This is a genomic window from Pseudoxanthomonas sp. LjRoot125 (assembly GCF_964252705.1).
GTDB lineage: Bacteria > Pseudomonadota > Gammaproteobacteria > Xanthomonadales > Xanthomonadaceae > Pseudoxanthomonas_A.
The window spans coordinates 892,990-915,687 of sequence record NZ_CAXUOY020000001.1 but is presented as its reverse complement, the minus strand read 5'-3'; the positions used below and the strand labels follow the sequence as shown (position 1 = coordinate 915,687).

The following is a 22,698-nucleotide window of genomic DNA, read 5'->3' as shown; positions in this document are numbered from 1 at the left end:
GTGTCCGCAAGGACAACCCGGCGCACACCGGAACTGCCAACCACGGCACATCTTGGCGCCGCTACAGCCACCCGCGCTGGCGCGCCAGGCGATAGGCCTCGATGCGGTTGGCCACGCCGAGCTTGCCGATGGCTTCGGACAGGTAGTTGCGCACCGTGCCCTGCGAGAGATTGAGCTGCTTGGCGATGTCGCCGGCCGACTGGCCTTCGCCGGCCAGCCGCAGCACCTGGCGTTCGCGGTCGTTGAGCGGATCGGCGTCCGACCACGCTTCCACCGCCAGCTGCGGATCGATCGCGCGGCCGCCGCGATGCACCTTGCGCAGCGCCTCGGCGAGGTCTTCCGCGGGCGCGTCCTTCAACAGGTAGCCGGACACACCGGCCTCCAACGCGCGCCGCAGGAACCCGCTGCGCGCGAACGTGGTGACGATGACGACCTTGCACGGCAGCTCGTGCCGCTGGATGCGTTGCGCGAGTTCCAGCCCGGTCAGGCCGGGCATCTCGATATCGGTGACCAGCAGGTCCGGCGAAAGCCGCTGCAGCTCGCGCCACGCGGTCTCGCCATCGGCCGCGCTGCCGACGACCTCGATGTCGCTCTCCATGCCCAGCAGCGCGGTGAGTGCGCCACGCACCATGGCTTGGTCTTCGGCAAGCAGCACGCGGATCATCGGAGGGCCGGAAAGAAGGAATCGGACGACACGCTAGCAAATCAGACCTGGAAAATGGAGCGTTCGCTGTGGGAGCGACGCAAGTCGCGAATGCGGGCCGAGAAGCCTTGCACCCCTCCAGCACACATGGCCCTTCTTTCGCGCGATCGCGACTTACGTCGCTCCCACACCTGGCTTCACAGCTTCTTCGCGTGCGGGCGGCTCCACCTCGTCAGCCGACGGCAGCGGCAGCACGATCTCCACGCAGGTGCCCTGCCGCAGCGTGGAATCGATGCGCAGGCGTCCGCCGCGCGCTTCCACGCGCTCGCGCATGCCGGCCAGGCCGTTGCCGGGCACGCCCGCACTGCCCACGCCGTTGTCGCGGACGCGCAGGGTGACGTGCCCGGGCGTGGACGACAGCACGACCTCCGCCAGGCTGGCGCGCGCATGGCGCTGGATGTTGGTCACCGCTTCGCGCAGGCTCAATGCGAGCACGGTCTCCAGGTCGGCGGGCAGCGCGACTTCCTGCGCCTCGTAGCGCAGGGTGACGCCGTCCGATTCCAGCAACAGACGCGCAGACGCGAGTTCGGCCGCCAGCCCGGCCGCGCGGATGCCGGTCACCGCGCGCCGCACCTGCGCCAACGCATCGCGGGCGACGCGGCTGACTTCGTTGATCTCGTTGCGCGCGGCCTGCGGATCACGGTCGATCAACCGTCCCGCAAGATCGGACTTCAGCGCGACCAGCGACAACGTGTGGCCGAGCAGATCGTGCAGGTCGCGACCGATGCGCTCGCGTTCGGCCAGCGCGGCCAGCCGGCGCACTTCCTCGTGCGAAAGCTTCAGCTCGGCGCGCTTGCGCACGGTCTCCGACTGGAAGTAGTTGCCGGTGAACACCGCCACCGACACGATCGCGGTCACCACCGGCACGAACACCGGGAACCCCAGCCACGCCGCCATGCTGCAGTAGCCGATGATCAGCACGGCGAAGACTTCCAGACGGATCCACATCGACCCCGGCAGCAGCGCGACGAAGGCTGCCGCATAGATGACGTAGGTGTTGGAGAACGCGTTGAACGGCATCAGCCCGTAGCCGAGCGCGGCGATGCCCAGCGTGCACAGCACGCGCGTCATCGCGCTGGCGCGGTAGGCCAGGAAGTACATCGGCAGGAACACCGCGATCGACAGCAGCGTCGGCCACAGGTACCAGCGCACGCCCTCGCCCCAGTCGGCGTTGGACGGCACCAGCACCGGTACGAACAGGAACACCAGGTAGCCCAGCAGGAAGATGGGCATCCAGCCCAGGCCGAGCGCTTCGGGCACCAGGCGATCGCGCTGGCGGGTCAGCCAGGCCAGCAGGGACGGCAATGGATGTTTCATGGACGACTCCTTGCGTCGGCGTGCCGGTTCACTGCACCAGGCGGCGGCGCGCCAGCACGAAGAACACGGCGGTGATGGCGGCCAGCACCGCCAGGTGCAGCCCCAGCGGGCGCCCGGCGCCGACACCGACGGCCTGCTGCGCGACCTGCGCGAGATGATACGCCGGCCATGCGGGCGCCAACGTCTGCAGGAGCTTCGGCAGCATCGTCAGCGGTACCCACAACCCCGACAGGAACGCCATCGGCAGGTAGACCAGGTTGATCAGCGCCGGTGCGCCGCGACCGCTGACCAGCGTGCCCAGCCACAAGCCCAGCGCGCTGAAGGGCAACACGCCGACCAGGCACGTCGCCACCCAGGCGGCCCACTGTGCGGCCGACAGCTGCACGTGCGCGACGCCGGCCGCGAGCGCAGCGAGCAGCGCCAGGATGATCGCGGCGAACAGCAGTGCCATCGTCATCTTCGCGACGAGGTACGCGCCCGGCGGCATCGGCTGCGCGCGCTTGAGCGTCAGCAGGCCCTGTTCGCGATCCATCGCCACGGTCACGCCGAAGCCGAACAGGGCCACGCCGATCACGCCGAACACGCCATAGCCGGCCAGCATGTACTGGGCAGCGACCGGTCCGCCCTTGCCGCCGAGCAGAACGCCGAACAGCAGGTAGAACACCGGCGGGAACAGCAGGCAGGGCAACGAGAACGACGGCGTGCGCAGCAGGCGGAGGAATTCGTAGCGCGCTTCCAGCAGGTAGGCGCGCGTGGACGAGAACGGCAGCGGGACGGTGGTGTCCATCAGGCGGCTTCCTTGTGCAGGTCGGGGGCAGTGGCATCGCGGGTCAGCGCGAGGAAGGCGTCGGCCAGTCCGGCGCGCTGCACTTCCAGCTCGGTGAGCGCAGGGTCTTCGGCCAGCAAGCGGCGGACGATGGGCTCGGCGATGTCGACGACGACGTCCAGGCGCTCGCCGTCGTGCTGGGCGAGCTGCACGCCCGGCCAACCTTGCACCAGCGCCGCCGGCAGGATGGTGCTGCAGCGGATGCGTCGCTGCGCGACGTGCGCACGCACTTGCGCCACGGTGCCTTCGGCGACGACGCGTCCGTGGTTGACCACCACGACGCGGTCGGCGAGCGCTTCGGCTTCCTCCAGGTAGTGCGTGGTCAGCAGCACCGCGCAGCCTTGCGCGCTCAGTTCGCGGATCGCCTTCCACAGCGTCTGCCGCGCATCGATGTCCAGGCCGGTGGTGGGTTCGTCGAGGAACAGCAGCTCGGGCCGGCCGCAGACCGCCAGCGCGAACTGCACGCGCCGCTGCTGCCCGCCGGACAGCTGGCCGTAGCGGCGATCCATCAGCCCGTCCAGGCCCGCCAACGCCATGCAGTCGGCGACGCTGCGCGGACGCGGGTAATAGCTGCGCGTCAGGTCGATCAGCTCGCGCACCTTCAGCGTGTCGGGCACCGCCGCCGTCTGCAGCATCACCCCGACGCGGCGGCGCGCGGCCAGGTCCTGCGGCGGCAGGCCGAACAGTTCCGCCTGCCCCGCATGCGGATGCTGCAGGCCCAGCAACAGGCTGATCGCGGTGGTCTTGCCGGCGCCGTTGGGGCCGAGCAGCGCGAGCACCTGGCCGGCGGGCAGCGCCAGGTCCAGGCCATCGAGCGCCAGCGTGCGGCCATACTGGTGGCGCACGCCGCGCAGCCGGGCGAGCGGGTGGGAAGGAAGGGTCGCCATGTCCATGCCAAGGGGCCTTGTCGGAAGATGGACACAGCCTGCGCCGCCGCCCCGCCCGTGATCAGTGGCGCCCCTCAGGCGAATCAGGTGACAGTTGTCACTGGGCCGTGCCGCCGGCCGCGGCCATGATGCGCACCGTCCCGGCCCCGCCACACCCGGACCCGCCGGTTCCTGCATGAAGTGACTTCCGGCAACTAGGCTTCCGTTACCCTTGCTGGTCACACTTTCCCGCATTCACCGTCTGGATACGCATGAATACGTCTGCCGACTTGCTGAAGGAACTCCGCATCGACCGCAAGGCGCCGCCGCCTGAACCCCGGTCGCGCCGCGGCCTGTGGATCACCCTGGGCGTGGTCGTCGTGCTGCTGGCGCTGGCCGCGGCGGGCTGGGCGTTCTTCGGCCGCGAGAAGCCGATCGAAGTGCGCACCGCGCCGACCGTGGCGATGGGCAACAGCGCGTCCTCGTCCGTGCTGGACGCCTCCGGCTATGTGGTCGCGCGGCGCATGGCCACGGTGTCGGCCAAGATCACCGGCAAGGTGCGCGAAGTGCTGATCGAGGAAGGCATGAAGGTCGAGGCCGGCCAGGTGATGGCCACGCTCGATCCGGTCGATGCCGACGCGAGCCGTGCGCTGTCGCAGGCCCAGGTCGAGTCGGCGCGCTCGCAGGTGGCGAATGTGCAGGCGCAGCTGACCGAAGCCGAAGCCAATGCGCGCCGTTTGTCCTCGCTGGTGCAGCAACAACTGGTCGCCCGCTCCCAGTACGACCAGGCCGTCGCCACCCGCGACGCCCTGCGTGCGCAGATGCAGGCCGCGCAACGCAACGTCACCGTGGCCAGTCGCAGCCTGGCGATTTCCGACAACGGCGTAGACAACACCATCGTCCGTGCGCCGTTCGCCGGCGTGGTGATCGCCAAGGCGGCGCAGCCCGGCGAGATCGTGTCGCCGCTGGCCACCGGCGGCTTCACCCGCACCGGCATCGGCACCATCGTCGACATGGACTCGCTGGAAGTGGAAGTGGAGGTCAACGAGTCCTTCATCGGCCGCGTGCAGCCCAAGATGCCGATCCAGGCCACGCTGAACGCTTATCCCGACTGGCAGATCCCCGGCGAGGTCATCGCCATCATCCCCACCGCCGACCGCAGCAAGGCGACGGTGAAGGTGCGCGTGGCGTTGAACAGCAAGGACGCGCGGATCGTCCCGGACATGGGCGTGCGGGTCAGCTTCCTGGAAGCGGCCAAGCCGCAGCAGGCCGAGCAGCCGAAGGGCGTGCGTGCGCCGGGGGCCGCGGTGGTCGAGCGCGGCGGCGCGCAGGTCGCCTTCGTCGTCGGCGACGAGGACACCGTGGAGCAGCGCGCGCTCAAGGTCGCCGGCAAGCTGGGCGACGACGTGCACGTCACCGAGGGTTTGGCTCCCGGCGAAACCCTCGTGCTGGACCCGCCCGCCGAACTGAAGGACGGTGCCAAGGTCGTGCTGGCCGAAGACACCGAGTAAGCCGCAAGGCGCCGCGTGAGGATGGCCTCACCGCGGCGAACCACCGAATACCCGGCGCCGCCCCACCGGCGCCTGTCGATCCCGGGCGACGCCCTCCGTCGTCCTGATGGGTGACCCGTGTCCATCGAGGACGGGATCCGCCCTGTTTGAACCGCAGCATCGCCGTTCGCCTTCCCGTCTCCAACAAGGATCCTGCCGATGTCTTCCCTGGTTTCCATCCGCAACGTCACCAAGACCTACCAGCGCGGCCCCGAGAAGGTGCAGGTGCTGCACGGGATCGACCTGGACATTCCGCACGGCGATTTCGTCGCGTTGATGGGCCCGTCCGGCTCGGGCAAGACCACCCTGCTGAACCTCATCGGCGGCCTGGACACGCCGTCCGGCGGCGAGATCGAGATCGAGGGCCAGCGCATCGACCGGATGAACGACGGACAGCTGGCGCACTGGCGCAGCTCGCATGTCGGTTTCGTCTTCCAGTTCTACAACCTGATGCCGACGCTGACCGCGCAACGCAATGTCGAACTGCCGCTGCTGCTGACCAAGCTCGGCGCCGCGCAACGCAAGCGCAACGCGGAAATCGCGCTGCAGCTGGTCGGCCTGGCCGACCGCGGATCACACCGCCCGAACGAACTGTCCGGCGGCCAGCAGCAGCGCGTGGCCATCGCCCGCGCCATCGTCTCCGACCCGACCTTCCTGATCTGCGACGAGCCCACCGGCGACCTGGACCGCCATTCGGCCGAAGAGATCCTCAACCTGCTGAAGATGCTCAATCGCGAACACGGCAAGACCATCATCATGGTCACGCACGATCCGAAGGCGGCCGAGTACGCCACCCACACCATCCATTTGGACAAGGGCGAACTGGTCGACGCCCCGGCCGCCGCGCACTGATCCGGAGACGGACATGAAATATTTCTCGTTGATCTGGTCGGCGCTGTTCCGCAGCAAGACGCGGACGTCGTTGACGCTGTTGTCGGTGGTCGCGGCCTTCCTGCTGTTCGGCCTGCTCGACTCGGTGCGCGTGGCGTTCAACTCCGGCGGCAGCGTCGCCGGCGCGGACCGCCTGGTGGTGGCGTCGCGCCTGTCAATCACGCAGATGCTGCCGTACAGCCTGCTCGGCCGCATCGATGCGACGCCCGGCGTGAAGAAGAGCGCCTACGCCGCCTGGTTCGGCGGCATCTACAAGGACCCGAAGAACTTCTTCCCCAACTTCTCGGTCGGCCCCGGCTACATGGACATGTATCCGGAGTACATCATCGACCCCGCGCAACTCAAGGCCTGGGAAGCCGACCGCACCGGCGCCATCGTCGGCGAGAACCTGGCCAAGCGCTTCGGCTGGAAGATCGGCGACACCATTCCGCTGCAGGCGACGATCTTCCCCCAGAAGGACGGCAGCAATGCCTGGCCGTTGACGCTGCGCGGCACGTTCAAACTGTCCGACAGCAAGCGCAAGGGCGAGGAGAACCAGTTGCTGTTCCACTGGAAGTACTTCGACGAGGCCAACCAGTACGTCAACGGCCAGATCGGCTGGTACATGGTCAAGCTCGACAACGTGAACCATGCCACCCGCGTGGCCAACGCGATCGATGCGATCTCCGCCAACTCCGCGCACGAGACCAAGACCCAGACCGAGCAGGCCTTCAACCAGTCCTTCGCCAAGCAGTTCGCCGACATCGGCCTGATCGTCACCGCGATCATGGCGGCGGTGTTCTTCACCTTGCTGCTGCTGACCGGCAACACGATGGCGCAGGCGGTGCGCGAGCGCATCCCGGAACTGGCGGTCCTGAAGACGCTGGGCTTCACCAACGGCACCGTGCTGGTGCTGGTGCTGGTGGAATCGGTGCTGCTGATCGTGCTGGGTGGCGTGCTGGGCATGGCGATCGCCTCGGCCATCATCCCGGTGGTCAGCGGCGCCAGCAACGGCATGATCGCGCTGCCGACCATCCCCGCCCAGACCTGGGCCGTTGGCCTGGGTCTGATGGTGGCGATCGGCCTGATCGTCGGCGCGTTGCCGGCGACCCGCGCGATGCGGTTGAAGATCGTCGATGCACTGGCCGGCCGCTGACAGGAGACATGACATGAAGAAGCAATGGTTGGGCAACCTCCTCTCCGTCGTGCTGCTGGTCGTGGGCCTGGGCGTGTGGATCGTGCTGCCCTGGTATGCGGTGCTGGGCATCGCCGTCCTGCTGATGCTGTGGCTGTTCCTCACCCGCAGCGGACGGCTGTCGCTGGAAGCGGCGAAGATCGGCATCGCCAGCTTGCCGCAGCGCTGGGGCGCCTCGTCGGTGATCGTGGTCGGCATCGCCGGCGTGGTCGGCGTGCTGGTCGCGATGCTGGCGATGGGCGAAGGCTTTTCGGCCACGCTCAAGCAGACCGGTGGTGAAGACACCGCCATCGTGCTGCGGGGCGGCTCGCAGGCCGAGACCAATTCGGTCATCAGCCGCGATCAGGTTCCGCTGATCTCCACACTGGCCGGCGTCGCCAAGGGCAAGGACGGTCGCGCGCTGCTGTCGCCGGAACTGTCGCAGATCGTCAACCTGCCGACGGCCAGCACCGGCGAGGATGCCAACGCGCAGTTCCGCGGCGTCAGCGAAGCCGCATGGTCGATCCGTCCGCAGGTGAAGCTGACCGAAGGCCGCAAGTTCAACGTCGGCGTGCGCGAGATCGTGGTCGGTCAGGGCGCGAAGGGACAGTACCGTGGCCTCGAGGTCGGCAAGACGCTGAAACTGGGCAACCAGGAGTGGACGGTGGTCGGCGTGTTCGCGTCCGGCGACGCGCACGACTCGGAGTTGTGGACCGACATCGACACGTTGTCGTCGGCGTACGACCGTCGCGCCTACCAGTCGGTCACGGTGCGCACCGAAGGCAAGGCGGGCTTCGATCAGTTCAAGCAGGCGATGGAGAACGACCCCCGCCTGAAACTGGATGTACTGACCACGCGCGACTACTACACCAAGCAGTCGACGGGCCTCAACACGCTGATCAAGGTGCTCGGCACGGTCATCGGCACGATCATGGCGATCGGCGCGGTGTTCGGCGCGCTCAACACCATGTACGCCGCCGTCGCCGGGCGTGCGCGCGAGATCGCCACGATGCGGGCGATCGGTTTCCGCGGCGTGCCGGTGGTGATGGCGGTGATGCTGGAGACGATGTTGCTGGCGCTGCTGGGCGGCTTGCTGGGCGGGTTGATCGCCTGGGTGGTCTTCAACGGCTACAGCGTGGCCACGCTGGGCAGCAACTTCAGCCAGGTGGTGTTCCAGTTCAAGGTCACGCCCGAACTGCTGTGGAGCGGGCTGAAGTGGGCGCTGGGCATCGGCCTGGTCGGCGGGCTGTTCCCGGCCCTGCGCGCGGCACGCCTGCCGATCACGCAGGCCTTGCGCGCGATCTGACGTCCGTCGAAGGGGTGCCGGCGCCTGCCGGCACCTTCTTCATTCCAGCGGATCGAGCCACCCCCGCGCTACCGCCGCCGCGAGATCCTCCGGCGTATCGATGTCGACCCCGAGGTCCGGTGCATCGCACGCGATGACATCGGCACCGGGGGCATTCAGTGCATCGCGCAGGCCGCGGTCTCCTTGCACGGCCAGGGCGGCGCGCAACATCGTCGGCGCCACGACCGCGGGCACACCCACGCGGTCGCCGAAACGCGTCGCGGCGGAACCCGACGGCGCTCGACGGGAAGCATCCCCAAGCGCCTGGATATACGCGACATCCAGTGCCGGCTGGTCGCAGGTCATGAGCAGCGTCGCGTGATCGTGTGGGGCGAGGGCATCCATGGCGACGCGCACGCTTCCTGCCAACCCTTCGCTCCATCGCGCGTTGACCACGCATTCCACCGGCAGGTCGCGCACCGCGGCAACGACGTCGCCTGCGTACGCACCGACGATCACCAGCACGCGCGAGGCACCGGATGCCAGCGCAAGCCGCGCCGCGCGATGCACCAGCGTCTCGCCGTCGCGCGTCAGCAGTTGCTTCGGCCGGCCCAACCGCGTGCTGCCGCCTGCCGCCAGCACCACCGCGACCAGCGACGACGTCACGACGCCTCGCCGTGATGCCACGCCTGCAACTGCGCGGCGATGCTCAGCGCGATCGCTTCGGGGCCGTGGCCGCCCAGCTTCAGGCCGATCGGCGAACGCAGGCGGGACAACAACGTGGCATGCAGCGAAGCCGGCAACACGCGCAGCAGGTCCTCGCGTCGCCGCACCGGACCGAGCAGGCCGATGAAGGGAATGTCGGCATGCGCCAACGCCTCCAGCGCTTCGCGGTCGTGCTCGAAATGGTGGTGCATCACCAACGCGGCATCGGGTACGGATTCCGTGCTTTGCAACGCATCTGCCGGCGACTGCATCAGCCACGCGTCGGCGATGTCGGTATCGGGAATCCAGCGCGCGCGTCGTTCGATCACGGTGACGTGCCAGCCGAGCGGACGCAGCGCGTCGATCAGCCGCTGCGTCTCCGGCCCCGCGCCGAAGATCGCCACGCGCGGCGGTGGCGCGATCCGCACCGTGCCCGCCGCATCCACGCCTTCTGTCGCCAGGCGCTGCATCGACCATTGGTGGCTCGCGTCGCCCGCGCTGGCGTGCACGTGTCCTTCCGCCGTCACCTGCAGGGTCAACGCACCCTGCCCGTTCCACCACGCCCGCACGACGGGCGCCCACCCCGGCATGCGGTCCAGCGGCAACAACGCGAGCCTCAGTCGTCCACGGCAGCCGATGGCGGAGCCGGCGAACAGGTCTTCGTCGTCGCGCGTGTCGATCTCCATCGCATCCAGCGCACCGGCCTCGGCCACGTGCCGCGCGCGCCGCGCGATCTCCGGTTCCAGGCAACCGCCGCTGAGCCAGCCCAGTTGCGCATCGCCCGGCCCGAACACGGCCAGTGCGCCCGCCCGCACATAGGTGGAGCCTTCGGTCGCCATCACCACGGCCAGCACGCGCCCGTCGGCGGCGTCGCTGGCATGCGCGGAGGCGTCGAGCGGGGAGCGGAAGGCCGTCATGGCACCACGATGGCGCAAGCCGCGGGGCGAAGGCAACGCCCGGCGCGCCGGTCGGGGCATCGGGCAACGATGCCGCAGGATCGTGCAAGCATCGGCCCGCGCGTTCACTGGCATGCAACGGGGGCGCGGAGTATCGTCGTCCGGTCCCACGCCGCCGCCAGGAGACGCCATGAAGTTGAACGTCAACGGGACCGAGCGCGAAGTCGACGCGCCGGATGACATGCCACTGCTCTGGGTCCTGCGCGACCTGATGGGCTTGACCGGTACCAAGTTCGGTTGCGGCATCGCGCAATGCGGTGCCTGCACGGTGCATGTCGACGGCGCACCCTTGCGCGCCTGCGTCACGCCCGCGTCGGCCGTCGCCGGCAAGAAGATCACCACCATCGAAGGCCTCTCGGCCGACGGCTCGCATCCGGTGCAGAAGGCCTGGGCCGAACTGGACGTCGTCCAGTGCGGTTACTGCCAGTCCGGCCAGATCATGTCGGCGGTCGCTTTGCTGGCCAAGGTGCCTGCGCCGACCGACACCGACATCGACCAGGCGCTGTCCGGCAACCTGTGCCGCTGCGGCACGTACCAGCGCATCCGCGCCGCCGTGCATCGCGCCGCCGACATCGGCAAGGCGTGATCCGGTGCGGCGACGCAGGTCGCCGCCTTCCCCCTCGTTCGACGGAGGCTGTTCCGTGAACCTCGAAACCTCTTCCTCGCGCCGCGACTTCCTGCGCGCCACCGCACTCGGCGGCGGCGGCCTGGTGATCGGCTTCCTCGTGCCCGGCGCGCGCCGCTTCGCCATGGCCCAGGAGGCCGCGGCGACCGCGCCCACCACGTTCGTACCGAATGCATTCCTCAGCATCGCGGCCGACGACACCATCACCGTGCAGCTCGCGCATGCCGAAATGGGCCAGGGCATCTGGACCACGCTGCCGATGCTGATCGCCGAAGAACTGGATGCGGACTGGTCGAAGATCCGCGTCGAGCACGGCGCGGCCGACAAGGCCTACACGAGCCCGGTATTCGGCATGCAGGGCACCGGTGGCTCGACGACCACCTGGTCCGAGTTCGACCGCTACCGACAGGCCGGCGCCACCGCGCGGGCGATGCTGCTGCAGGCGGCGGCCGCGCGACTGAATGTTCCCGTCGATCAACTGCGTACCGAGAACGGCGCGGTGATATCCGGCACCACGCGGCTGCGCTACGGCGAACTCGCCAACGACGCCGGCAAGCAGACCCCGCCCGCGCTGGACGCCTTGAAGCTACGCGAGCCGAAGGACTGGAAGCTGATCGGCAAGCCGACCAAGCGCCTGGACACACCGGAGAAGATCACCGGCAAGGCCAAGTTCGGCATGGACGTGCAGTTCGAAGGCCTGCTCACCGCGGTCGTGCTGCGTTCGCCGGTATTCGGCGGCACGGTGAAATCGTTCGACGCCACCAAGGCGCGCGCCGTGGCCGGCGTGCGCAACGTGGTGCAGGTGCCCAGCGGCGTGGCGGTGATTGCGGACCACTACTGGGCGGCCAAGCTCGGCCGTGATGCGCTGCAGGTGGTCTGGGAAGGCGATGCGAACGCGAAGCTCGACAGCACCGCGTTGCGCGAGCAGTTCTCCCAGCTTGCGCGCACGGACGGCGCCGTCGCTGCACGCGCAGGCGACGTCGGCAGCGCGCTGGCCAAGGCCGCCAAGACGCTGGAGGCCGAGTACGCCGTGCCCTACCTCGCGCATGCCGCGATGGAGCCGCTGAACTGCACGGTGAAGATCGGCGACGGCGAGTGCGACATCTGGTGCGGCACGCAGTTCCCGACGCTGGACCAGAACAGCGCCGCGCGAATCCTCGGCATGCCACCGGAGAAGATCCGCATCCATACGCCGTTCCTGGGCGGTGGTTTCGGCCGCCGCGCCACGCCGACGGCGGACGTGGTGTCCGAAGCCGTCGAAGTCGCCAAGGCGGCGAAGGCGCCGGTCAAGACGGTCTGGACGCGTGAAGACGACACCCGCGGCGGCTATTACCGCTCGGCGTTCGTCGAGAAGATCAAGGCCGGCTTGGACAAGGACGGCAACCCGGTGGCCTGGCATCACGTGATGGTTGGCCAGTCGATCATGGCCGGGACCTTCATGGAAGCGATGATGGTCAAGAACGGCATCGACGCGACCTCGGTGGAGGGCGTGGCCGACTCGGCCTACGTGCTCGGCACACCGGCGCATCGCGTCGACCTGCACTCACCGGTCACCGGTATCCCGGTGCTGTGGTGGCGGTCGGTCGGCCACAGCGTCAACGGCTTCGTCATGGAAAGCTTCGTCGACGAACTCGCGCATGCCGCGGGTCAGGATCCGGTGGAATACCGGCGCAAGCTGCTGGAGGACCATCCCCGCCACCTCGCGGCGCTGAACCTGGCCGCGGAGAAGTTCGGCTGGAATACGCCACCGGCGCAGGGCCGTGGCCGCGGCATCGCCGTGCACGAATCGTTCGGCAGCTACGTGGCGCAGGCGGCGGAAGTGTCGATCGAGGAAGGAAAGATCCGCGTGCATCGCGTGGTATGCGCGATCGATTGCGGCGTGGCGGTGAATCCCGCGGGCGTGCAGGCGCAGATGGAGTCCGGCATCGCGTTCGGCCTGGGTGCGGCGCTGCATTCGGCGCTCACGCTCCGCGAAGGCCAGGTGCAGGAATCCAACTTCCACGACTACCAGGTGCTCCGGATGAACGAGATGCCGAAGGTGGAGGTCCACATCGTGCCGAGCACCGAAAAGATGGGTGGCGTGGGCGAACCCGGCACGCCGCCGATCGCACCCGCCGTCGCCAACGCCGTGTTCGCCCTCACCGGCCAGCGACTGCGCGAACTTCCGCTGCGTCTGCCGACGCCCGCATCCACCACACCCGCTGCCTGAGGCCCGCCATGCGCATCCTGATGATGTCCTTGACCGTGCTCCTGCTGGTGGCGTGCAAGCCGCGCGTCAGCGAGGAACAGAAAGCCCAGGCACTGACCGCGTTCGCGACGGTGGAGAAGGTGTTCCAGCACCCACGCTGCAGCAACTGCCACATCCCGGGCGATGCGCCGTTGCAGTTCGACGCGCAGACACCGCATGCGATGAAAGTCGTGCGCGGACCCGACGGCAAGGGCGCGGCGGGGCTTCCCTGCGCGACCTGCCACAGCGAACAGAACTCGCCGGCGAGTTACGGCCCGCATGCGCCGCCGGGCGCACCGCACTGGCAGCTGCCGCCGCCCGACCACAAGATGGCGTGGATCGGCCTGCCCGCCGACCAGCTGTGCGCGATGATCCAGGACAAGGACCGCAACGGCGGCCGCGACTTCGACGCGCTGCTCAAGCACGTCGCCGAAGACAAGCTGGTGCTGTGGGGCTGGAATCCCGGTGGCGAACGCGCACCGGTGCCGGTGCCGCACGACCAGTTCGTCGCCGCCTTCAAGACGTGGGTGGATGCCGGCGGACCCTGCCCCGCGCCGGGCGCCACCGCCGCGGGTGGCGCAGCGCACTGAGCGCCGCTATTTGCTCGACGGCGCCGCGACCAGCGCGTCGCGGCGTCGCGCACGCCACAGGCCGTCGCTGGCGAAGATCACCAGGCCCGCCCAGATCGCGGCGAAGCCGACCGCGCGCGTGGCATCGAACGCTTCCTTGAACACCAGTACGCCGATCAGCAGTTGCAGGCTGGGCGCGATGTACTGCAGCAGCCCCACCACCGACAACGGGATGCGGCGCACGCCGTACGCGAAGCCGATCAGCGGCACGGCGGTGACCACGCCGCCGAGGATGAGCAGGAGATCGGTCTTCCATCCGAAGCCGTCGATGAAGCCGCCACCATGGCCGAACTCGCCCCACACGACGTACGCGAGTGCCGGCAGGAACAGATACAGGCTTTCCACGCCCAGCCCCGCGACGGCATCCACCGCCACCAGCTTGCGCACCAGTCCGTACAGGCCGAACGAGAACGCCAGGCCCAGTGCGATCCACGGGGGCGAACCGGCTTGCAGCGTCAGCCACGCCACGCCCGCCAGCGCGAACGCCACCGCGATCCACTGCGCCGGCGACAGGCGCTCGCGCAGCACCAGCACGCCCAGCACCACGTTGATGAGCGGGTTGATGAAATAGCCCAGGCTGGTTTCCACCACATGGCCCGCATTCACCGCCCAGATGTACAGGCCCCAGTTGAACGCGATCAGCAGGCTGCTGACGCCGAGCAGCGGCACGGCGCGCGGTTGCGCGCGGATCTGCCGCCACCAGCCGAGGCCGTTCTTCAGCAGCAGCCAGCCCAGCACCAGCACCGCGCTCCACACGATGCGGTGGGCGATGATCTGGAAGGACGGCACCACCTTGAGCAGATGCCAGTACAGCGGCACCACGCCCCAGATCAGGAAGGTGCCGACGGTGATCGCCAGCCCTTTGCGGTCGAGCGGCTGCGGCGTCATTTCGATTGCCGCGCGCGCGCCAGGGTGATCACCACCACGCCGCACAGGATCACCGCCATCGCACCGAGGTCATGCGCGGTGAAGGTCTCGCCGGCGATGAAGGCACCGAGCGCCACGGCGATGACCGGGTTGACGTAGGCGTAGCTGCCGACCAGCACGGGACGCGCATGGTGGAGCAACCACACGTAGGCGGTGAACGCGATGATCGAACCGAACACCGCCAGGTAGGCGACCGCCAGCGCGCCGTTCACCGTCCAGTCCGCGACGTTGAAGCGCTCGCCATGCAGCAGGCCCGCCGCCACCAGCATCACGCCCGCCGCCAGCATCTGCGCGGCGGCCGTCATGAACGGCGACGGCAGGTCGCGCCCGCGCGACCACACCGAGCCGTAGGCCCAGGCGATCGGCGCGATCAGCAACAGCACCAGTCCGACGGGCGAGCCGGTCAGCGAGCTGCCTGCGTTGAGCCAGACCACACCCGCGAAGCCGACGATGATGCCCAGCCATTCGCCGCGCGTCGGGTGTTGTCCGCGCATCGCGCCGAACAGCCCCATCCACAACGGCATCGATGCGACGGCGACCGCGGCCAGGCCGGACGACACGGTCTGCTCGGCCAGCACCACCATGCCGTTGCCCATCAGCAGCAACAGTGCGCCCATCACCAGCAGGTTCTTCCACTGCGCGCGGGTCGGCGCGGCAACACCGCGCCAGCGCAGGAACAGGAACAGCACCAGGCCGGCCACGACGAAACGGCTGCCCGACACCATCAGCAAGGGCGGGAATCCGCCTTCGAGTGCGAAGCGGATGCCGAGGTAGGTGGAACCCCAGACCACATAGACGATGGCCAGGGCGGCAGCGACGGCGAGGCCGCCACGCGCAGGCGCGGCGGCGGAAACGGAAGAGGTCATGGGCATCGGGGGAGAGCGACGTATGCGCATTCTAGGCCAGCGCTGCGTGCATCGCGCATCGCACGGCGCCCGTATCGCTTGAAACGTTTCCGGCCTGACTTGAATTCCGCTCAAGCCGGTCGCGGACAGGATCAGCGCTGTTCGCGCGCGAGCAGGTGTTGCTTGCGCGGCACGCCCCAGCGATAACCGCCCAAGGAGCCGTCGCCGCGGATCACGCGGTGGCACGGCACCACGACCGCGATGCGGTTGTGCGCGCAGGCGCTGGCCACGGCACGCGCGGCGCGTGGCGCGCCCAATTGGCGCGCGAGCCCGGCGTAGCTCACCGTCGCGCCCTCGGGCACCTTCATCAACGCGTCCCACACGCGCTGCTGGAAGCCGGTGCCCAGCAGGTCCACCGGCACCACTGCCTCGCGTCCCGCCAGGCGCTCGGCCACGGCCTGCAAACGCGGTGCAAGGAAATCATCGCGCCCGGCTTCCACGCGTTCGAGCTGCGCCTGCGGGAACTCCTCGCGCAGTCGCTGCTCCAGCGCCGCGTCATCGTCGCCCAGTTCGATCGCGCAGATGCCGCGCTCGGTGGCGGCGACCAGTGCGCGACCGAGCACGGTGTCGACCAGCGTCCAGCGGATCGCCACGCCGCGCCCGCCGGCGCGATAGGTCGCCGGGGTCATGCCCAAGCGGGCGGCGCCGCTTTCGTACAGACGGGAAGGCGAGCCGTAGCCGGCGTCGTACAGCGCGGTGGTCACGTCGTGCCCATCGCGCAACGCCGACTTGAGCGTGCCGAGCTTCCGGCGCGCGAGGTACTCGGCGGGGCTGAGGCCGTATCGCGCGCGGAAGCGGCGCTGCAGATGCGAAGCGCTGAGGCCGGTGCGCGCGGCGAGGTCGGACAGCGAAGGCTCGCCGTCGTCGAGCAGGCGGCGCGCGACCTCGAGCGCGTCGGGCGAAGGAACGTGGGAAGCGGGCGGGCGGCGCGTCATGGTGTCCATGCGCCCAGACTAGGCGGGGCGCAGCGGGCGCGCTATCCGGATCTTGCGCGGGGTGCCGGGCACCCCGCGCAGGCCGTCATTCGGCCCAGCGGCCGGGACCTGGCGAATCCGGCAGGACCTGCGCGGACAGCTTGCGGTCCTGGCCCAGGATCTCGATCGCATCGCCGAGGATCGCGGCCGATTCGCGCAACAGCGGATCCGGGCGCTTGTCCGCCAGCTTCTCGCGTTGCGCGTCCCGGACGATGTCGCGTTCGGACGCGCCCAGGCCGTCATCGGCCAGGTCGTCGGCGAGCGGATCGAGCGCCAGGCCCAGCGACTTGCGTTCGGCCTGGCGCTGCTTGCGCTGCGCATCCTGGCGATCGCGTTCGGCACGGCGCTCCGTTTCATTGAGCGAGACGTACTTCTTCGCCGCTTCCGCGCGGAACTGGGCGACGTCTTCCGACCACCACTGGAATTCCTTGTCCTTCGCCGAACGCGCAGCATGCAGCGCCTGCAGGCGCGGCAGCAGCGGCGCGAAGTTGCCGTACGTGGTATGCGGCAGCGCGGCGATGCGGGTCCACGGCAGCGCATTGTCGTAAGTGCTCTCGCCGTACTCGCTGGCATCCACGCTCACGGGGAACGCGATGTCCGGCACCACACCCTTGTGCTGCGTGCTGCCGCCGGCCACGCGGAAGAACTGCGCGATGGTCAGCTTCACCGAGCCGAAGCGCGGCGCTTCGTTCGCCGGCCAGCGGTCCAGGTCCACCATGTTCTGCACGGTGCCCTTGCCGAAGCTGGTCTCGCCGATCACCAATCCACGACCGTAGTCCTGGATCGCGCCGGCGAAGATCTCCGACGCCGAGGCCGACGCGCGGTTGATCAGCACCGCCAATGGGCCGTCCCACGACACGCCGGTCTTGCGATCGCTGTTGACGGTCACGCGACCGCCGGATTCGCGCACCTGCACGACCGGGCCCTTGTCGATGAACAGGCCGGTGAGTTCCACCGCCTCGTCCAGCGAACCGCCGCCGTTGTTGCGCAGGTCCATCACCACGCCGTCCACGCCCTGCGCCTTGAACTGGGCGAGCAGCTTGGCGATGTCGCGGGTGGCCGAGTTGAAGTCGTTCGGGTTGCGGCGACGGCCTTCGAAATCCTGGTAGAACGCCGGCAGCTTGATCACGCCGATGCGGCGCGCAGGGCCGCTGGCATCGGCCGGCAGCGTGATGGTCTCGGCCTTCGCGGCCTGCTCCTCCAGCTTCACCTTCTGCCGGGTGATCGTCACCGTCTGGTGCTTGCCATCGATGCCGGCTTCCACCGGGATGTACTCGATGCGCACCTGGGTGTCCTTCTTGCCGCGGATCTGCGCGACGACATCGTCGATGCGCCAGCCGATCACGTCGGTCATCACGCCCGACTTGCCCTGGCCGACCGCGACGATGCGGTCGCCGACGGTCAGCTTGCCGCTCAGGTCGGCCGGGCCACCGGGCACGATCTCGCGGATCGCGACCAGGTCATCCTGGCGCTGCAGTACCGCACCGATGCCTTCCAGCGACAGCGACATCGACTGGTTGAAGTTCTCGGCCGTGCGCGGGGTGAAGTAATCGGTGTGCGGATCGATCGCGCTCGTGTACGCGTTGAGGAAGGTCTGGAAGACATCCTCGGTCTTGAGTTCGTTGATGCTGCGCTGGAGGTTGGCGTAGCGCTTGTCCAGCGTCTTGCGGATGTCGTCGGGCTTCTTGCCGGCCAGCTTCAGGCGCAGCCAGTCATTCATCACCGACTTCTTCCAGATGGCATCCAGCTCCTTGCCGTCGGCCGGCCACGGCGCGTCTTCGCGGTCGTAGTCCCAGCGCTGGCTGCCGGTAAAGTCGAAATCCTGCTTGAGCAGCGCGCGCGCATAGGCCACGCGCTGGCCCACGCGCTGCTTGTAGACGGTGAAGATCTCGTACGCGGGCGCGAGGTCGCCGCTGCGGATCGCGTCGTCCATCTTCGTCTTGTACGGCCCGAAGCGTGCGACGTCGGCCGCGGTGAAGAACTGCTTGCCGCCATCGAGCGCATCGAGGTACCGCTTGAACACGTCCTGAGAGAGCGCGTCGTCCAGCGGACGAGGCCGGTAGGCGTAGCGGCTGTCCGACAACAGCCCGTACACGAGCTTGGAGGTGTTGGCCTGGTCCGCCGTGGGCGCCACGGCGACCGCATCGCCATCGCCGCGCGCGAGCAGTGCCAACGGCGTCGACAGGGCCAGGGCCAGCAGCAGCAACAAGGGAGCTTTCTTCAGTTTCATGGGTACTCGTGGTCCCAAGGGACCGTCAGGCTGGAACGATGGGGGTTCGACACGATGACAGTGCACAAAGTTGCGCGCCTTGTCATCTGCCTTTCGGCAGCCTAAAGGCCCTGGCGTAGGGAAAGGTGAACCGCGCCCGTGCCGGGCCGCGGCGACGCGCACGACGCCACCGGCCCGAGCGGGCCGGCATCACGGGAGGGAGACGTTCAGACCGCCTGGCGGGCGGCGTGGGCGGCCTGCGCCGCCTGCTGGTCGGCGTGGTAGGAGGAGCGCACCAGCGGGCCGGAGGCCACGTGGCTGAAGCCCAGCGCCATGCCGTACTCCTCCAGCGCCTTGAATTCCTCGGGGGTCCAGTAGCGCAGCACCGGATGATGGTGCGCCGTGGGCTGCAGGTACTGGCCGATGGTGACCATGTCGACGTCGTGCGCGCGCAGGTCGCGCAGCGTGCCCTGCACCTGCTCCATGGTCTCGCCCAGGCCCAGCATGATGCCGCTCTTGGTCGGCAGGTGCGGATGCTGCTGCTTGAAGCGCTGCAGCAGGGTCAGCGACCACTGGTAGTCGGCGCCGGGACGGACGTTCGGGTACAGGTCCGGCACGGTTTCGATGTTGTGGTTGAACACGTCCGGCGGGTTGACCGCCAGGATCTCCAGCGCGCGGTCCATGCGGCCCTTGCCACGGAAGTCCGGGGTCAGGATCTCGATACGGGTCGCCGGCGAATGCTCGCGGATGGCCGTAATGCAGTCCACGAAGTGCTGGGCGCCGCCGTCGCGCAGGTCGTCGCGGTCGACGCTGGTCACCACGACGTACTTCAGGCCCATGTCGGCCACGGTGTTGGCCAGGCTCAGTGGTTCTGACGGATCCGGTGGCTTGGGACGCCCGTGGGCGACGTCGCAGAACGAGCAGCGCCGCGTGCAGACCTCGCCGAGGATCATGAAGGTGGCGGTGCCATGGCCGAAGCACTCGTGGATGTTCGGGCAGCTGGCCTCTTCGCACACCGTGACGAGGCGGTTTTCACGCAGCTTGGCCTTGAGCTTGGCGACCGAGCCGTCGGAGGGGATGCGCACACGGATCCAGGACGGCTTGCGCAACACCGGCGCATCGGCGAACTGGACGGGCGAACGCCCGATCTTGTCGCCGCCGAGCTGCTTGGCGCCGGCCTCGAGGGGGGCGGACGAGGAGCTGACGACTTCGAGGGGGATGACGCGTGCGGGGGTGTCGGCCATGGCGGCAATTCTAACGCTTCGCCGGTCGCCTCTGGCCGGCACCTGCCTCAGGCACGGGACAGCGACTGGGGCAAAGCCCCCTGAGTCAGGGCGCACGGCGAGGCCGCGGGGTGTGGTGGCGCGGCTCGGGGCCCAAGGTCTGCGCAACAAAGCTTGGGTTTTTATCCCTGCGGAGCAGGAATAAAAAAAGCCCGCAAAGGCTAGGCCAATTGCGGGCTTGCTCCCTCCCCCACGTCGGGATGCGGGGCCATCGTGAAGGGTCCGTTACAGACCATGCACGCCGCACTGCAAAACAGAACCGGCGGGTTCAGTACGTCTTGGTGTGATGTCACGAATATGAATGCGAGCAAAACCCAAGCCCGTAAAGGGTGTTACCGATATCAGACCAATTGACTAGACAGGCCTGGAAATCAAAATTACGTTCTTCACTCCGTTTACCTGAACAGGGCTCGCCCGGTTAGGGCGCGCGAAGCCGGCGGAACGTCCCCTATTTCAGGTAGTTCGGACGGCCGTCGTACCAGGCCCGCGCACGGACGGGATGGAAGGTGCGCTCCGTGCCCTGCATTTCCACCCCGAGGCTCAGCGCACGCCACTTGGCGTACAGGTCGCCCTGCCGCTGGCCACCCTGCAACCGCAACCGGGCGAGCACTTCATAGCGGTCGTTGCGGGCCTGCAGCCGGTCCAGGACCAGCACGTCGTCCCGCCACTGCACGCGTCCCTGCACCTGGGCCTGGCCGGCGTCGAGCAGCTTGTAGACCCAGCCGGGGTACTCCTTCTGCCGGGAGAACAACGCCAGCAGGAAGCCGACATCCTTCATCGTCACCTCCGCCTGGCCGCCGGCGGCCAGCGGCGCATCGATATCCAGCCGCGCCCTGCCGAAGCGGGCACGGGCCCACCAGCCGCGACGCGCTTCGCCGCCGGGCTCGGTGAAGCTGACGTTGCGCACCTGCAGCGTACTGCCGTCGGCCACGAACGCACGGCGCTTCAGGTCCGCGCGACGCAGACGCACGCCCAGGTCGACATCGCCCCGCAGCTGCAGTCCGGCCAGGAACATGCGCGTGCCGCGACCGGCGATCCGCAGCGTGCCGTGGCCCACGTCACCCGCGGCGTCGAGCGACAGATCGCCGCTCAACACGCCGGCGCCGCCATCGAAGCGCATGTGCCGGCGCGGCAGGAACGGGTTGTAGACGCGCAGGTCGGGCACCGTTGCGCCCTCGAAGGCGACGCGCGCCTTGAGCGTGTCGCGCAGCTGCGCCACCGGCCCGTCCGCGTTGAGCCACAGGCGCAGGTTGCGCCCGCGCACATAGGCGCGCGTGGGCGCCTTCACCGACGCGATGTCGAAGTGCTCCATTACCGCCGTCAGGCGCGGCACGAGTTCACCCTGCGCGCCCGCCTCCAGGCGGATGTCGGCGCGCGCGCGTCCGCGGATGCGGTTGCCCATCACGTCCGCCACCGCGTCCACGCCCGGCACGACGATGCGGCTGCCTGCGGCCAGGCGCCCGTCCACCACCTGTACATCGGCACTGACAGCACCGGCGCCGTCGAGTGCCAGCCAAGGCGCCTGCGGGAAGAGATCCGACAGCCAGCGCAGCGAGTCGAAATGCCAGGCGCCGACCACATGGCCCGACGCGCGCGGCAACACGCCGGCGAAATCGCGCAACGGCACTTCGCGCCCACGCAGGCGCAGGTCGGCCTCCACCGCCAGGCGGCCATCCGCCTGCGGTGGCACCGTCGCTTTCACGACGATGTCCTGGTCAACGGCAAGATCGATCCCGAGGATGTCGTGGCGCGCCGCACCGGCGATATCGTTGCCCGCCACCGCCATCGTCCATTGCAGTCGTCCGCCCGGTTTCAGCTGGCCGCGCTCGAAGCCCAGGTCGATGTCCGCGCGGCCTTCGCCGGGTGCCAGCGCCAGCGACACCTCACCGCGCGGACTGACCGCGACGTTGAGCCCGGCGGTGCGTCCGCCCACGGCCAGATCGATCCGGGTCTTGCGCAATTTGTCGATGCCGGCCGCGTCCTCGCGCCGATGCCGGTCGATCGCGAACCCGGCATGCAGCGTCGTTTCGCGCAGCACTTCCGCGCCGTCGCGGGTCAGCCGCGCCTGCCTGAAATCCACGGTAGAGGGCAGCAGTTCCATCGGTCCGCCACGCAACTGCTTGTAGAACCCGACCCGCGCCGTGCCCTGTCCCGTCAGCTCCAGCCCGTCGTAGAAGGCGCGCCGCACGCTGTCGCTGGTGATCGCATCGAACTGCAGTTCCCAGCCACCTGGGCGAGCGGGTTTCGGTGCCAACTCCGTGGCCATGCGGCGCACGCCGCCTTCGACATCGTCCGCGCGCACCTCCGGCACCTGCAGCCGCCTGTCCAGCAGCGGCCGCAGCGCGATCCTGCCCTGCACGCGCGCGGCCTGCGCCTGCCACGCCACGCGCCGTGCCTGGCCCTGCAGGCGCACGTCGATCAGCGTCACCCGTCCCGGCCACCAACTGCGGCCGGACGCCCACTGCATCTGGAAGCGCTCAGGCTGCCGGTTGATGACCGACGGCCCCAGCGAGGTATTGAGGAAGATCGCGGCGGCGAGCACATAGGCCACGTAGAGCGCCGCCAGGGCGACCAGTAGCCACCACCACCTGCGCCGCACGACGGTGCGAAAGGATGTCCGTTCCATCCGCACAGGATGCCGCATCCGGCGTCGCGCACAAGGCGCGA

19 protein-coding genes are annotated in these 22,698 nt (G+C 68.9%); 7 read left to right on the top strand and 12 right to left on the bottom strand.

Annotation, left to right across the window (positions count from 1 at the left end):
• Positions 1-61 precede the first annotated feature (61 nt).
• The 4 genes from ACSION_RS04030 to ACSION_RS04015 form a co-directional block, all read right to left on the bottom strand.
• Positions 62-664 carry a response regulator transcription factor gene (locus ACSION_RS04030; RefSeq protein WP_093489975.1) on the bottom strand — a complete coding sequence of 201 codons (603 nt, stop codon included), beginning with the start codon at positions 662-664 and terminating at the stop codon, positions 62-64.
• Between the two features lie 153 nt (positions 665-817).
• On the bottom strand, positions 818-2,020 hold the full coding sequence (locus tag ACSION_RS04025) for a sensor histidine kinase (protein WP_435304949.1): 1,203 nt from the start codon (positions 2,018-2,020) through the stop codon (positions 818-820).
• Positions 2,021-2,048: 28 nt separating this feature from the next.
• Positions 2,049-2,807, bottom strand: coding sequence for an ABC transporter permease (locus ACSION_RS04020; protein WP_093489974.1), 759 nt, complete (start codon positions 2,805-2,807; stop codon positions 2,049-2,051).
• Positions 2,807-3,733 carry an ABC transporter ATP-binding protein gene (locus ACSION_RS04015; protein ID WP_435304948.1) on the bottom strand — a complete coding sequence of 309 codons (927 nt, stop codon included), beginning with the start codon at positions 3,731-3,733 and terminating at the stop codon, positions 2,807-2,809. The genes ACSION_RS04020 and ACSION_RS04015 overlap by 1 nt, the downstream gene beginning before the upstream one ends.
• Before the next feature lie 251 nt (positions 3,734-3,984).
• On the opposite strand from ACSION_RS04015, the gene ACSION_RS04010 reads away from it, so the two are divergent.
• The 4 genes from ACSION_RS04010 (at position 3,985) to ACSION_RS03995 (ending at position 8,612) form a co-directional block, all read left to right on the top strand.
• Complete coding sequence (locus ACSION_RS04010; RefSeq protein WP_435304947.1) at positions 3,985-5,223, top strand: efflux RND transporter periplasmic adaptor subunit; 1,239 nt, start codon at positions 3,985-3,987, stop codon at positions 5,221-5,223.
• A gap of 198 nt (positions 5,224-5,421) precedes the next feature.
• Positions 5,422-6,114 carry an ABC transporter ATP-binding protein gene (locus tag ACSION_RS04005; RefSeq protein ID WP_093489972.1) on the top strand — a complete coding sequence of 231 codons (693 nt, stop codon included), beginning with the start codon at positions 5,422-5,424 and terminating at the stop codon, positions 6,112-6,114.
• A 13-nt stretch (positions 6,115-6,127) separates the two neighbouring features.
• Entirely contained in the window at positions 6,128-7,288 is a 1,161-nt protein-coding gene (locus tag ACSION_RS04000; protein ID WP_093489971.1) for an ABC transporter permease, read from the top strand.
• Positions 7,289-7,301: 13 nt separating this feature from the next.
• Positions 7,302-8,612, top strand: coding sequence for an ABC transporter permease (locus ACSION_RS03995; RefSeq protein ID WP_435304946.1), 1,311 nt, complete (start codon positions 7,302-7,304; stop codon positions 8,610-8,612).
• Positions 8,613-8,651: 39 nt separating this feature from the next.
• Here the strand turns inward: ACSION_RS03995 and ACSION_RS03990 are convergent, their stop codons facing one another.
• Positions 8,652-9,257, bottom strand: a complete 606-nt coding sequence (locus ACSION_RS03990) for a nucleotidyltransferase family protein (RefSeq protein ID WP_435304945.1) — start codon at positions 9,255-9,257, stop codon at positions 8,652-8,654.
• Entirely contained in the window at positions 9,254-10,213 is a 960-nt protein-coding gene (locus tag ACSION_RS03985; RefSeq protein WP_435304944.1) for an XdhC family protein, read from the bottom strand. The genes ACSION_RS03990 and ACSION_RS03985 overlap by 4 nt, the downstream gene beginning before the upstream one ends.
• A gap of 169 nt (positions 10,214-10,382) precedes the next feature.
• On the opposite strand from ACSION_RS03985, the gene ACSION_RS03980 reads away from it, so the two are divergent.
• Genes ACSION_RS03980 through ACSION_RS03970 form a run of 3 tightly spaced genes read left to right on the top strand, consistent with a single transcriptional unit; the run spans position 10,383 to position 13,694 of the window.
• Complete coding sequence (locus tag ACSION_RS03980) at positions 10,383-10,838, top strand: (2Fe-2S)-binding protein (protein ID WP_435304943.1); 456 nt, start codon at positions 10,383-10,385, stop codon at positions 10,836-10,838.
• 55 nt (positions 10,839-10,893) lie between these two features.
• A complete protein-coding gene (locus tag ACSION_RS03975; protein ID WP_435304942.1) occupies positions 10,894-13,086 on the top strand; it encodes a molybdopterin cofactor-binding domain-containing protein in 2,193 nt (730 codons plus the stop codon).
• A gap of 8 nt (positions 13,087-13,094) precedes the next feature.
• On the top strand, positions 13,095-13,694 hold the full coding sequence (locus ACSION_RS03970; protein WP_435304941.1) for a hypothetical protein: 600 nt from the start codon (positions 13,095-13,097) through the stop codon (positions 13,692-13,694).
• 6 nt (positions 13,695-13,700) lie between these two features.
• Here ACSION_RS03970 and rarD read toward each other — a convergent pair whose 3' ends face one another.
• The 6 genes from rarD to ACSION_RS03940 all read right to left on the bottom strand — a co-directional run bounded on the left by rarD (position 13,701) and on the right by ACSION_RS03940 (position 22,657).
• The gene (rarD, locus tag ACSION_RS03965) at positions 13,701-14,621 is read right to left on the bottom strand and encodes an EamA family transporter RarD (protein WP_435304940.1); all 921 of its coding nucleotides are present in this window, start codon (positions 14,619-14,621) and stop codon (positions 13,701-13,703) included.
• Positions 14,618-15,526: a drug/metabolite exporter YedA gene (gene yedA, locus ACSION_RS03960; protein ID WP_435304939.1), complete on the bottom strand. Its 909-nt coding sequence runs from the start codon at positions 15,524-15,526 to the stop codon at positions 14,618-14,620. The genes rarD and yedA overlap by 4 nt, the downstream gene beginning before the upstream one ends.
• Before the next feature lie 131 nt (positions 15,527-15,657).
• A complete protein-coding gene (locus ACSION_RS03955; protein WP_435304938.1) occupies positions 15,658-16,500 on the bottom strand; it encodes a methylated-DNA--[protein]-cysteine S-methyltransferase in 843 nt (280 codons plus the stop codon).
• Positions 16,501-16,585: 85 nt separating this feature from the next.
• A complete protein-coding gene (locus tag ACSION_RS03950) occupies positions 16,586-18,769 on the bottom strand; it encodes a carboxy terminal-processing peptidase (protein ID WP_435304937.1) in 2,184 nt (727 codons plus the stop codon).
• Positions 18,770-18,975: 206 nt separating this feature from the next.
• Positions 18,976-19,992 (bottom strand): lipoyl synthase, encoded by a 1,017-nt coding sequence (gene lipA, locus ACSION_RS03945; protein ID WP_435304936.1) that lies wholly within the window; start codon positions 19,990-19,992, stop codon positions 18,976-18,978.
• A gap of 487 nt (positions 19,993-20,479) precedes the next feature.
• On the bottom strand, positions 20,480-22,657 hold the full coding sequence (locus ACSION_RS03940) for a hypothetical protein (RefSeq protein WP_435304935.1): 2,178 nt from the start codon (positions 22,655-22,657) through the stop codon (positions 20,480-20,482).
• Positions 22,658-22,698 lie beyond the last annotated feature (41 nt).